Genomic DNA, 12539 nt, shown 5'->3' on the forward strand with positions numbered 1-12539 from the left:
AAACATGCGCAAGGCAATGATTGTATGGGGCGGTTGGCCGGGGCACGATCCCGATCTCTGTGCTTCGATGATCCGTGGTTGGCTGAAGGCGGAAGGCTTCGAGGTGCGGACCGAAACCACCACCGCCGCGTTCGCCGATCCCGCGATTCACGACCTGTCGCTGATCATCCCGATCTATACCATGTCGACAATCGAGAAGGCGGAAGCGCTCAATCTCTGCGCTGCGGTCCGCAGCGGCGTCGGGTTCGCCGGCCATCATGGCGGCATGGTCGACGCATTCCGCGATTCCGTCGATTACCAGTTCCTGTGCGGCGGGCAGTGGGTTGCGCATCCCGGCAACATCATCGACTACAAGGTCGACTTGACGAAGCCGGATGATCCCATCATGAAGGGCCTGAAGAGTTTCGAGCATCGTTCCGAGCAATACTACATGCATGTCGACCCCGCCAACGAGGTGTTGGCGACGACGACCTTCACCGGCGAGCACGCGCCCTGGATCGAGGGCGTGGTGATGCCCGTGGTCTGGAAGAAGCGATACGGCGCGGGCAGGGTGTTCTATTCCTCGCTCGGCCACCGCGCTTACGAGCTCGACGTACCGGAGATCCGGACGTTGATGACCCGTGGCATGTTGTGGGCGGCGCGCGAATGACAGCCGTTGCGACCCAGTCGGTGGTTCGTGCCACGCTTGAGGACGTCGCACGCACGGCGGGTGTTTCGCTCGCTACGGTCGACCGCGTCGTCAACCGGCGCGAGGGCGTGCGCGCCAAGACCGTGGCGCGGGTCGAGGCCGCGGTGGCAAAACTCGGCTATCGAGCCGACGTCGCGGCCGCTCGGCTTGCCCGGGGGCAGACGTTCCGCTTTGCCTTCGTGCTGCCGACCGGTAGCAACAGCTTCATGACCAACCTGACCGAGCAGGTCCAGCGCACCGCGGACTGGCTCGCCGGCCAGCGCGGCTTCATTGATATCCTGCATGTCGACGTGTTCGATCCGGATGTTCTCGCCGCCGCGCTGGAAAATCTCTCGCCTGCCTATCAAGGCGTCGCCGTCATCGCGCTCGATCATCCCAGGGTGCGTGCCGCGATCGACGAACTCACCGCGCGCGGGGTCGCTGTGGTGACCCTTGTGTCGGACGCGCCGAGTTCGCGCCGGCTGCACTATGTCGGCATCGACAACCCGGCGGCAGGCCGGACCGCTGCAACGCTGATGGGACGGTTCCTCACTGGTCGCGAGGGGACGGTGGCCGTGATCGCAGGATCGTTGTCGCTGCGCGATCACACCGAGCGGCAGTTCGGCTTCCACCAAATCCTGTCCAGCGAGTATCCGAACCTGCTCGCGCTGCCGGTGATCGAGGGCCGCGATGACAGCGAGCGGACGCGGGAGCTCACTGCGGCACTGCTCGCGCGCCAGCCAGATCTGCGCGGCATATACTGCTGTGGCGCCGGGAACCGTGGCATCGCCGATGCGCTCGAGGCCTCGGGACGGGCACGTGAGGTGGTCTGGATTGCCCACGAGCTGACTCAGTACACGCGGCGTTTCCTGGTCCGTGGCACCCTCGATGCCATCATCAACCAGGATCCCGGCCACGAGGCCCGGTCCGCAGCGCGAGTCCTGCTCGCGCATTGTTCGGGTGAGCCCATCAGCCCCGACCAGGAGCGCATCCGCATCGACATTTTTCTGCGGGACAATTTGCCGTAACCTTTGAATGGCCTGCGGGGCGCATCAGAAGCTCGCGGCCATTACGGCCAGACGTTGGTGGGCTCTTTCGCGGGCCGCCTCAATGGGCTGTTGCGGTCCGGTGGTTGGCCCGATCGGAATGAAACGAACATTGTTGATACCGACAAAACGCAGCATTTCGCGCAGGTAAGGCGTCGCCATGTCGATGCGCCCGCGGTTCATTCCGGTGGCGAAATCGCTGCCACTGGCAATGATGACGACGGTCGGCCGGTCTTTCAGCAACGGGATGTATCCAAGGGATGGGTCGAACCGAAAGGTGAGCCCGGGCTGGACGATGACGTCGAAGAATTGCTTGAGCTTATAGGGAATGCTGAAGTTCCACATCGGCGTCGAAATCAGCACCCGCTCGGCGAGCGTTAAGCGTAGCGCCATCCGCTCGGCTTCCGCGAAGCTGTCCCGCTGCGCGTCGTTGAAGGCTTGCGCCTTCATCCGTGCATATTTGGCTTCGACAATGGGGCCTGAAAACTCCGGCAGGCGCTCGCGCCAGAGATCCATGACGTCCACGTCCCAATCGGGCCGAGCTCGGCGAAAGCCGTCGAGGAAAACGCGTGCGCCGGCGCTTGACCAGGAGTCGTCGCGGGGCGAGCAGGACAGGTGCAGGAGCTTCGCCACCGCTCATCCCAGCGCTTTGACGACCGCATCGGCCTTGGTCACGACGGCGACATTCTGCATGGCGAAGTTGATCGAGGCAGCGTGCCAGTCGGCATTCATGGTCGAGCAGCAATCCTCAGGAACGATCATGAAGTAGCCCTTGTCGGCACCGGTCCGCGCCGTGTGCTCGACCGACATGTTGGTCCAGGCGCCGGTGTTGATGATCATGTCGCGGCCGGAGGCTTTCAGGATCGTTTCGAGCCTCGTGCCTTCCCAGGCGCTCATTCGCACCTTCTCGACCACGAAATCGCCGGGCCTCGGCTCGAGACCTGACACCGGTGCTGCCCCCCAGCTTCCGCGCACCATCGCCTTACTGTCGACGAGACCCTCGAACAGCGGCGCATTCAGCGTCACGCCGGGCGCGCCGGGCTCGACGACGAACCAGACATGGATGATGGCGACGCCGCGCGCCCGGGCGGTTTCAGCCAGGCGGCGGACATTCTCGACGATGTGCTGCTGCTTCGCGTGACCTGGTGCGCCGGAATCGGCGAATGCGCCCCCATCCATGATGACGTCGTTCTGGAGATCCTGGATGATCATGGCACAGCGTCGCGGGTCGAGCTGCATCTCGCCCTCGGCGAGGACGGGTGCAGCGGAAGCAGAGCCGGCGGCTGCTGTGCCGCCGCCTCGCTTGCCGCTCACATAGGGCTCGTGGCGCGGTCCGACCTTGGTGGGAATGGCATAGACCGAGTGCGTCGAAGTCAGGTACAGCGTACGGAAATCCGGACCGCCCCAGGTAAGGTTCGCCACGAGCTCAGGAAGGCGGAGCTTGCCCAGCAGCTCGCTCCGCGGCGAATAGACCCAGACCCCGCCGGGTGCCGTAACCCAGACGTTGCCGTGCTGGTCGCACTTCATGCCGTCGGGCAAGCCGGGCTCGAGCTCGGAGCGGATGCCGCTCGCGAACACACGCGCACTCGACAGCGAGCCGTCGCCGTTGACGTCGAATACGCGGATCAGTGCCTGCACGGTGTCGTTGACATAGAGCAGTTTCTCGTCGGGCGAGAAGCACAGCCCATTCGGCTGATCGAACAGATTGCGCTCGACGACGAGCTTCGGCTCGGCGCCGGGCACGACGCGATAGACGCCCTGGAAGCCGAGCTGCCTCGGCCGCTCGACGCCATAGACCGGCATGCGGCCGTACCAGGGATCCGAGAAATAGATCGCGCCGGAGGAGTGCACGCAGACGTCGTTGGGGCTGTTGAGCTCCTGTCCCCCAAAGTGCGAGGCCAGCACCTCGCGCCGCCCGTCCGGCCGCTCGCGGATCAACGACGATGTCGCGTGCTCGCAAACGATTAAATTGAGCTCGGCGTCATAGGTCATGCCGTTGCATTTGTTCGAGGGACGCTTGACCTCGGCGACGCCGCGCCGCGCATCCCAGCGCCGGCGCACGTCGCCCGGCATGTCCGAGAAGAGCAGATAATGATCGACCGGATGCCAGATCGGTCCCTCCGTGAAGTCAAAACCGGTGCCGATCTGCGCGACTGGTGCGTAAGGATCGATCAGGGTCTCGAATTCGGAGCGTAAGGTGACGTGCGTCATCGGTCGATCCTCTGGCGTCTAGGCCGGAAACCAGTTGCGCTGAGGCAGGGACTGCACGATCGGTCCGGGGACCTGGTCGTGCAGCCGGCCGACGACGTTGCCGCCTTCGATCTTGGCGGGACGGTCGTGGACCGGCAGCAGATAGCGCGAATTGCTGAGCAGCTTCTTGATGGCGGCCTTCTCGGCGCGTTTGGTAGTGCCGTGGTTGCCCGTGGTGCGTGGCTCCCAGTCGTGGATCTCGTTGAAGGGCGTCACGATCTGGTCGTTGAAATCATAGATCACGTCGCCGCAGATCGTGGCGATGCCGTCGGCGGTTTCGACGATGATGTTCATCGAGCCCTCGGTATGCGCATTCGCTGCGTCGCAGTAGACGCCCGGCATCAACTCGATCGGACCTGTGATCTCGAGGTCGAGAAAGCGCAGCGCGCTCTTGGTGTGCAGACGGTCGATCAGATGCTTGATATCCGGCGCCGGATATTGCGGATGCATCAGGCCGGACACGGAATACTCGAGCTCCCGGCGGTTGAGAACGACGGTCGTGTTCATCGGAAACAGATCGTCCTTGCCGGCGTGGTCGATATGCAGATGGGTGTGGCAGACGAAGCGCACATCGCCCATCCGCACGCCGTGCCGCGCAAGCTGGTTCTCGATCATGTGCTCGTGATACTGCAGGCCGCGCATCCCCAGCGTTTCCATGATCTGGTTGGAGCGATAACCCGTATCGACCACGACAGGGTATTTGCCGCCGAGGATCAGGAAGCCGAGGGTGAGGACACGGCGGGTGCGGCCGCAGTCGTGGCCGAGAACCAGAAAACTCGATTCCAGCTCGATGTCGCCATAGTCCAGGATCTTGATCTCCAGCGGCATTCCGTCCCTCCCTGTATCCGTTTTTGTTCGTTTCCTCAGCCCTCAAAGCCGATAGACGCGCATGGCAGTGGTTCTGAAAATGGCTTCGCGCTGATCATCGCGCAGCGGCGCCGCGGCGGCACGGAAGGCATCGATCAGCTCGCGGTAACTGGTCCACAATTTCTCGATTGGGAAATTCGAACCGAACAGGCAGCGTTCGGCGCCGAAGATCGCGATCGTGTCGATCAGGACGGATGCGATATGCGCGGGGTCGTTGGCGTGGATGAAGGTTCCGAGCCCCGACAGTTTTGACACGACGTTCGGGCATGCGGCGAGGCGGGCCATCCCGGCGCGCCACGCGGCGCGGCCTGAGGGTGAAAGGTCCTCCAGCATGCCAGCGTGCTGCAGGATAAAGGTCACCTTCGGGCAGGCTTCCGCAAGGTGTGCGGCGTCCGGCATCTGCGGCGTGAACACCTGAAGGTCAAAGCTCCAGCCATAGTCCGCAAGCCGGGCAATGTTGCGCTGGATCACGGGATCGGTGCAGAGATCCGGCCGCGCGGCAAAGCGATAAAGCGGGTTCTCGTGCCAATGAAGTTGCATGCGGACGCCGCGCACGAGGGCATAGCGCTTCAGGCGGTCGAGTTGTGGACGCACGTCGTCGACTGAAAAATCGGCGTAAGCCACGATGGCATGCGGCCAGCCGTGCTCCTCGGCCGTCTGCTGCACCCAGGCGGCCTCGTCCTCGTAGCGGTCATTGGCCCAGTTGGTCTGGACATAGACCGAGCGGGTGACGCCGCTGCCTTCGAGGTCGCGGAGATATTCCTCTATCGGGTAATCGCGCCGGATCGGCTCGTACGGACCGAAGATGCGCGGCTGCATCGGACCCACCAGCCAGGGCAGGTCGGCCTGGCGCCAGATATGATGGTGCCCATCGACGATGTCGGTCACGCAACTCTCCTTTGTCCCAGCGCCAGCACATGCGCGACGATCGACGCGCTCGATCCTCCATCGACGAGGTCGTCGACGAAGCGCTCGATCGCGACCAGCGCTTCGGTCTGCGGGCGAAAACCGGGGCCGGACGCGAGCGGCGTCAGCCAGCTCACGCGCCACGCGCGGCGCGATAGTTTCGCGACCGCATCGCGCAACGCATCGGGTTCGCCCCGCTCAAGGCCGTCGGAAACGATGATCACGGCGGCGCCCCGCGCGTATCCGCCGAAGCGGGGCACGGCGAGAAAGGCCTGCAGCGCGTCGCCGATTCGGGTGCCGCCGTCCCAGTCGCTGACTGCATAGGCCGCGGCGTTGAGCGCTTGCTCGCGCCGCTTGAGACGCAACGGCCGGGTGATGCGGGTCAGCCGCGTGCCGAAGGTGAAGACCTCGACGTTGGGCGCCGCCTGCACCAGGGTGTGCGCGAACTTCATATTCTCTTCGGTGCGGGTCTTCATCGAGCCAGAGACGTCAATCAGTAGCAACACCTTGCGTGGACGCTGCCGCCGCTTCAAACGTCCCAGCCGGAGAATTTCGCCGTCGCTGCGAACGGAGTCGCGTAGGGTGCGGCGCAAATCCGCGTAGGGCCCGCTGCGAGCCCGCATGCGGCGATGGCCGCGCCGCTTCGGCAGGCGCCTCGGCGCCTCGCGGGCAAGCCGGCGCAGCGCATCGGTGGTCGAGAGCTGCGCAAAGCGGCGCTCGACCAGGGCTTCGGCGCGCGCAGCTGCGAGACCGGACTCGTTGGCCTCGTCCGACAACAGCGGCTCGTCGTTTCCACGAGCCTCCTCTTGCAGCCGAACTGTCTCGTCGTCCTCACCGTCATCGACGCGCTCGATTGCCTCGTTTCCGCGAAAGTGCAGATCGAACAGCCGGTCGAACGTTGCGCGACGCTCCGGTGGAGGGGCCAGTGTTGCGAGGGCTGCGTGCCGAATGTCTTCCAGGCTACGCGGGCCGAGCAACTGGATCGCGGCCAGGAACGAGGTCGTCTGTTCCGGTGCGACGGCAAATCTGTTCGTTCGCAACAACCCGACGAACGAGATGAAAACACGCGCAGCGCGCGGCAGTTCGGGTTCGGCGCTCATGCAGAGGCCTCCGCCAGCAGGGCGTCGAGGCGCGGCGAAATGAAGTGCAGATCTTCCTCGTCTTTCAGGGCAACGCCGATCGAGCGCCTGAAGGCATCGGGCCAGCGCGCGCCGCCCTTGTGCAGCAGTGTGGCAGCCTCAGCCCAGTCGACGGCTTCGGCGATCCCGGGCGCCTTGCTGAGCGGCTCGCGTCGCAGCTTCTCAACGGCCGCGACGACAGCCCGCGCGGTTCCCTCGGCGACGCTGGAGGCCCGCATCATCACGATGCGTGCTTCGCGCTCGGCGGAGGGATAGCCGATCCAGTGATAGACGCACCGCCTCCGCAAGGCTTCATGAAGATCCCGCGTGCGGTTTGAGGTCAGCACGACGACCGGGCGCTCCGAGGCACGCACCGTACCGCGCTCCGGGATCGAGATTTGGAAGTCGGACAGAAACTCGAGCAGGAAAGCTTCGAACTCCTGGTCGGCGCGATCGATTTCGTCGATCAGCAGCACGGTTGAGTCAGGCGCGCGCAACGTCGCCAGCATCGGTCGCTCGATCAGAAACGTTTCGCCGTAGATATCGATGCTCTCATCGCCGGCCTGGCGGATTGCGAGCATCTGGCGCGGATAGTTCCATTCATAGAGTGCGGCGGATGCGTCGATGCCTTCGTAGCATTGCAGGCGGATCAGGCGGCGGCCGAGGGCAGCGGCAATGGCTTTGGCGGCCTCGGTCTTGCCGACACCCGGCGCACCCTCGAGCAGCAATGGCTTGCCGAGTGCCAGCCCGAGATAGGCTGCGGTCGCCAGTCCCTCGTCGGCGAGGTAATAGGCCGCCCGAAGCGCCTTCTCCAGTGCCTCGGGGCTGTCGATGCCGACGATGTTGCTGCGGACGGCCATCGAGACCTCAGCGCCGCGTCTGAGGGCGCGCGCCGCCCTCGGCCTTGATCGCGCGCAACACCTTCTCCGGCGTAATCGGCAGGTCGTCGATGCGGACGCCGACGGCATTGAAGATGGCGTTCGCAACGGCCGGCAATACGGGATTCGCGCACATTTCCCCGGGGCCCTTGGCGCCGAAGGGGCCATCGGGAGCGGGGCGTTCCAACACGGCGATGTCGTGCGGGCAGATGTCGCCAGGACCGGGCATGACATATTCGACGAAGTCGCGAGGGCCGTGGACAGGATCGGGATAATAGGGCTCAGGCGTCTCGTAGAGCGCGTGACTGACGCCCATCCAGGCGCCGCCGACGAGCTGTTGCTCGACCAGGCGTGGGTTGAGCGCGCGGCCGAGCTCATAGGCAGAGTCCATGCGGATCATCGTGACCTCGCCGGTCTCGTCGTCGACCTCGACCTCGGCGACGAGACAGGCATGGGCGTAGCAGGTCGCCGGCGACATCTCGCCGGTTTCCGGATCGACATTGGACAGAGGAACCAGGAAGATGCCACGGCCGGCGATGGTCTTGCCCTGTTTGAACTGGGCGGCGATGGCGACGTCCTTGGTGGAGATCGAGCGGTGCGGCGCGCCCTTGATGTGGATGTTGCCACGTCCGTCGGTTTCGAGATCGGCGGCGTTGACCTCGAGTTCCTCCGCGGCGGCCTCCATCATCACGCCGCGCGCCTCGCGCGCCGCCGCCATCACGGCATTGCCGACCCGATGGGTGCCGCGCGAGGCGAACGAGCCCATGCAATGCGGGCCGGTGTCGGAATCGGCGGTGTCGACATAAACGTCCTCGACGGGTACGCCGAGCGTCTCTGCGCAAATCTGCCGCGTTACCGACTTCATGCCCTGGCCGAGATCGATCGAGGATAGCGCCACAGTGAACTTGCCGCTTGGATTGGAATGAACCAGGGCCTGGCTGGGATCGCCGCCGAGGTTCATGCCGATAGGATAATTGACCGAGGCGATGCCGCGTCCGCGATGTCGGGTCATCTCAACGTCTCCTGGTGCCGAACACGGATGAGAAGCGGCCCGCCCCATGCGAGGGCGATGCTGGTCGCGGTGGTTGCGGTGCGGGTGGTGGGGGCTCGCGCGGTGGTTCGCGCAACGCGGCCGTCGGCAGCCGATCATAGCTCGTGCGCTGCTGCGCTGGGGTGGTCGTCCTCGCCGGGGTCTCGGCAGGCGTCCGCGGAATGGCGGCGCGGCTGCCGCCGCCGTCCTTGCGGGAGGAGGCGCGCTTGAACTCGTCGCGGATCGGCCATTTGGCTTTCTCCGCGGCGACCTGGACGCACTCGATCAGCGCCGTGTTCTTGGCCTCGCGCCGATGCGCCTTCATGTCACCGTCGCGATAGGCATTGAGAATGCGGAACTCCATCGGATCCATGCCGACGAGGTTCGCGAGCTTGTCCATCTGGCACTCGATCGCAAAATCCATTGCGGTGACGCCGAAGCCGCGCATCGCGGTTGCCGGCGTACGGTTGGTGAAGACGCAGTAGACGTCGCCATAGACGTTGGGGATGGTGTAGGGCCCTGGCAGATGGGCCGCGCATTTCACCGCTGCATAGCTCGAGAGCCGCGTATATGCGCCGCTGTCGAAATATGCGCGGATCTTTCGCGCGACGACGCGGCCGTCGCGCATCACGCCGTCCTTGATGTAGATGCGCTCGGCGCCGCGTGGTGGGCCGTATTGCATCTCTTCTTCGCGTCCGAACACGTAGCGCACGGGACGTCCCGTCAGCATCGCACCGAGGATGCATAAAGGTTCGGTCAGCGTATCCACCTTGCCGCCAAAGCCGCCGCCGACGGTGCCGCCGATGAAATGGAAGGTGTTCGAGGGGACGTCGAGAATCTTGGCGCAGGTGTCGACCGAGAAGAACAGCGCCTGCGTCGACGTATAGACGACAAAGCGCCCGTTGGTGTCGGGCGCCGCGATCGACCCGTTGGTTTCGGTCGGCGCGTGCTCGATAGGCGACATCTGGTAGCGCTGTTCGAGCACGTGATCGGCGGTCGCGAGTGCGGCATCGGCATCGCCGAAGCGGAGTTTCTGGTGATCATATGTGTCGTGATAAATGAAGGCATTCTTCGGATAGGTGTCGTTGACGACGGGTGCGCCGGCCTTCAGCGCATCTTCGACGTCGAACACGGTTGGCAACGGCTCGTAGTCGATGCGGACTTTCGAGATAGCTTCAAAGGCCTCGCGCTCGCTGTCGGCGACGATGGCCAGGATCGGCTCCCCCTTGTAGCGGACCTTGTCGACGGCGAGCGAGGGCTCGTCGTCCTTGCCGAAATTGATCAGGCTCAAGAGCGTATTGAGGTTGCGGGGTACGTCGGAGCCGCGGATGATCCGGCGCACGCCGGCTGAGCGCTCAGCGTCCGTGGTGTCGATCCGCCGGATCCTTGCATGCGAATGGATCGAGCGGACGACTTTCAGGTGCAGCATCCCCTGGAGCTTGTGGTCGTTGAAATAGCTCGATGTGCCTGTGACATGGCCGAGCATGTCCTGGCGCTGCGTGCCCTTGCCGATCTCCTTGAGATTGTCGTCGCGCTCGTCGGCGAAAATATCTTTGCGCAGTTCCAGCATGATGTGGTCCTTCAGGCGCTCACCCGGCCGCCGGAGGCGGCGAGGATGGCGTTGATGATCGGCTCGTAGCCGGTGCAGCGGCAGATGTTGCCGGAGATCGCCTCGACGATCTCGGCGCGGCTCGGGGAGGGATTGTGATCGAGTAGTGCCTTGGCGGCCATCAGCATGCCCGGCGTGCAATAGCCGCACTGGGCAGCAAAATTCTCGGCAAAGGCGCGTTGCAGCGGGTGGAGGTTGGGTCCTTGCTTCAGGCTATCCAGCGTCTCGACGGAGCGGCCGGCGACGGTCTCGGCCAGCGTCAGACAGGAGAGATGGAGCTCGCCGTCGATCAGGACGCTGCAGGTGCCGCAGCCGCCCTGGCCGCAGCCGAATTTCGGCGTCATGTCGCCGATGAATTCGCGAAGCGCGACGAGCAAGTTGGTGCCGCCGTCAACGAAAATGGCAACATCGCTGCCGTTGTGACGAAATTGCAGGGCAGTCTTGGCCATACGATCTATTCCTGACCCAAAAGAAGACGACGCAGATGGACGCCGACGATCTCGCGGCGATACCAGGCGCTGCCGAGCGCGTTGTCGGACGGCGATGTTCCTTCCGCGGCTGCAGACGCTGCGGCCGCGACGGTCGCGGCATCGAGCGCGCGGCCTTCGAGAGCGCGTTCGGCCGCCCGCGCACGTATTTGCGTCGGCGCCATCGATCCCAATGCAATTCGTGCACCGGCGATCCGTCCGCCACTGATAGGCAGATGTGCAGCGAGCGTGATGACGGAGCCGCCTTTAGGCTTGATCCGGGCGACCTTGCGGTAGCGAAAAGCCTCCGCGCTGGTCGGTCGCGTGCACGACACCGACAGCACGAGCGTCCCCGCCTGCCTTTCGCGCGACTGCAAAAACTCCTCAATTGGAATGTCGCGCGATCCAAAGCCGCCTTGCAGGGCCACGGTGGCATCGAGCGCAAGCAGGGCGACGGTGAAATCGCCATAGGGACTGGGCGCGAACAGATTGCCGCCCACCGTACCCATGTTGCGCACCGCCGGGCCACCGATCGAGCGGGCGGGAGCGTGCAGGAAAGCAAGGTCGCGCTCGCCCAGAATCTGGGCGAAAGTGACGCCAGCACCCAGGGTGATCCGCGGGCCGGAGGGGGCGATGCGCGTCAAGGCATGGTCATTTGCTCGCACGACGGTCGAGATCGAGATGTCGCCTTCGTTCAGTGCGCGCATCACCAGCGTGCCGCCGCCGAGATAGCGCGCGTTACGATCGGACGACAGCGCGGCGGCGGCCTCGCTCGAGCTCATGAAGGTCTTCACCGTCACGGTCATGTTGACACAGCCTCCTTGAGGTGCCGGCGGATCGCGTCGAATCCTGCCTGGTAGATGTCTTCCGCGACCATGTGGGTGATCCGATCCTTGTCCTCCGGCCGTGTCGAGAAGCGGGATTCCCAGTGCCAGAAGGTGCGGTCGCCGTCCGTCACGGGCAGCAGGCGGACGTGGGCTACGTAGTTGAACATCGGGACCGGCGTATCGAGCAGGCAATAGCTGAAGGTCTGCTCCAGATCCGACAGCGTCAGCAATTGCTCGCGCAGCTCGGAGCCGTCCTGCAGCTTGAACCGCCTGACACAGCCGATCTTGTCCGAAGCCTGCGCGCGCTCGATCGTGGAGGTCGCAACCGCCGGATGCCAGCGATCGTGCCCGTTGAAGTCGCGCAGTACGGGCCACACGGAGCCGGTCGGCGCGTCCAGGATCGTGCTCTTGACGATGTGCGGCACGGCGCTCAGCCTCCGAACTGGCGTTTGAGGGCGTCGAAGCCGCCCTGGAACACGCCGCCGCCGATATTCGCGACGAGCTCCGCCTCCCGCTCGGGTGCGCAGTCGAACTCGGCGGTCCATTCCATGAAGGTCTGGTCGCCATCCGTGACCGGCGTCAGCCGAAGCGTCGCGACGTAGTCCTCGACCCCCATCGGGGATTCGAGGATCGAATAGGTGCAGAACATGTCGTAATCGGACAGGCCAAGCAGCTTTTCCCGGATACGATCGCCATTGCGCAGGCGAAAATCCCTGACGCAGCCGATCTTGTCGGATGGCTCGCCGCCCTCGATGCGGCTTTCCGCAATCGCGGGATGCCAGTTCGGCAGACCGTTGAAGTCGCGCACCCGCGCCCAGACGCGATCGTTGCGTGCGTTGACGACGGTTGAGACGTAGACCCGGGCCATGGTGCC

The 12539-nt window shown here is 64.6% G+C and carries 14 protein-coding genes; 2 read left to right on the forward strand and 12 right to left on the reverse strand.

Going from position 1 to position 12539, the window contains the following annotated elements; all coding sequences use genetic code 11:
- Positions 1-4 precede the first annotated feature (4 nt).
- A complete protein-coding gene (locus IVB41_RS17780; protein ID WP_247433373.1) occupies positions 5-649 on the forward strand; it encodes a ThuA domain-containing protein in 645 nt (214 codons plus the stop codon).
- Positions 646-1695 carry a LacI family DNA-binding transcriptional regulator gene (locus IVB41_RS17785; protein WP_247433377.1) on the forward strand — a complete coding sequence of 350 codons (1050 nt, stop codon included), beginning with the start codon at positions 646-648 and terminating at the stop codon, positions 1693-1695. The genes IVB41_RS17780 and IVB41_RS17785 overlap by 4 nt, the downstream gene beginning before the upstream one ends.
- Before the next feature lie 24 nt (positions 1696-1719).
- Here the strand turns inward: IVB41_RS17785 and IVB41_RS17790 are convergent, their stop codons facing one another.
- The 12 genes from IVB41_RS17790 to IVB41_RS17845 are packed head-to-tail and all read right to left on the reverse strand — an operon-like array spanning position 1720 to position 12533.
- Entirely contained in the window at positions 1720-2346 is a 627-nt protein-coding gene (locus IVB41_RS17790) for an NAD(P)H-dependent oxidoreductase (RefSeq protein ID WP_247433380.1), read from the reverse strand.
- Between the two features lie 3 nt (positions 2347-2349).
- Complete coding sequence (locus IVB41_RS17795) at positions 2350-3924, reverse strand: isochorismatase family protein (RefSeq protein WP_247433383.1); 1575 nt, start codon at positions 3922-3924, stop codon at positions 2350-2352.
- Between the two features lie 18 nt (positions 3925-3942).
- Positions 3943-4791, reverse strand: a complete 849-nt coding sequence (locus IVB41_RS17800) for an MBL fold metallo-hydrolase (RefSeq protein WP_027569306.1) — start codon at positions 4789-4791, stop codon at positions 3943-3945.
- 42 nt (positions 4792-4833) lie between these two features.
- Positions 4834-5718 (reverse strand): amidohydrolase family protein, encoded by an 885-nt coding sequence (locus IVB41_RS17805; RefSeq protein ID WP_247433387.1) that lies wholly within the window; start codon positions 5716-5718, stop codon positions 4834-4836.
- Positions 5715-6836, reverse strand: coding sequence for a VWA domain-containing protein (locus IVB41_RS17810; protein WP_247433389.1), 1122 nt, complete (start codon positions 6834-6836; stop codon positions 5715-5717). Before IVB41_RS17810 ends, IVB41_RS17805 begins: the two co-directional genes overlap by 4 nt.
- Positions 6833-7714 (reverse strand): MoxR family ATPase, encoded by an 882-nt coding sequence (locus IVB41_RS17815; RefSeq protein WP_247433392.1) that lies wholly within the window; start codon positions 7712-7714, stop codon positions 6833-6835. Before IVB41_RS17815 ends, IVB41_RS17810 begins: the two co-directional genes overlap by 4 nt.
- Positions 7715-7721: 7 nt before the next feature.
- A complete protein-coding gene (locus tag IVB41_RS17820) occupies positions 7722-8744 on the reverse strand; it encodes a xanthine dehydrogenase family protein molybdopterin-binding subunit (protein WP_247282341.1) in 1023 nt (340 codons plus the stop codon).
- A 1-nt stretch (position 8745) separates the two neighbouring features.
- Complete coding sequence (locus tag IVB41_RS17825; RefSeq protein WP_247433396.1) at positions 8746-10332, reverse strand: xanthine dehydrogenase family protein molybdopterin-binding subunit; 1587 nt, start codon at positions 10330-10332, stop codon at positions 8746-8748.
- 11 nt (positions 10333-10343) lie between these two features.
- Positions 10344-10820, reverse strand: a complete 477-nt coding sequence (locus tag IVB41_RS17830) for a (2Fe-2S)-binding protein (protein ID WP_247359679.1) — start codon at positions 10818-10820, stop codon at positions 10344-10346.
- A gap of 5 nt (positions 10821-10825) precedes the next feature.
- Complete coding sequence (locus tag IVB41_RS17835) at positions 10826-11644, reverse strand: xanthine dehydrogenase family protein subunit M (protein ID WP_247282343.1); 819 nt, start codon at positions 11642-11644, stop codon at positions 10826-10828.
- On the reverse strand, positions 11641-12090 hold the full coding sequence (locus IVB41_RS17840) for an SRPBCC family protein (protein ID WP_247282344.1): 450 nt from the start codon (positions 12088-12090) through the stop codon (positions 11641-11643). Before IVB41_RS17840 ends, IVB41_RS17835 begins: the two co-directional genes overlap by 4 nt.
- Before the next feature lie 5 nt (positions 12091-12095).
- A complete protein-coding gene (locus tag IVB41_RS17845) occupies positions 12096-12533 on the reverse strand; it encodes an SRPBCC family protein (protein ID WP_007593021.1) in 438 nt (145 codons plus the stop codon).
- Positions 12534-12539: the final 6 nt, after the last annotated feature.

The organism is Bradyrhizobium sp. 44 (assembly GCF_023073095.1).
GTDB lineage: Bacteria > Pseudomonadota > Alphaproteobacteria > Rhizobiales > Xanthobacteraceae > Bradyrhizobium.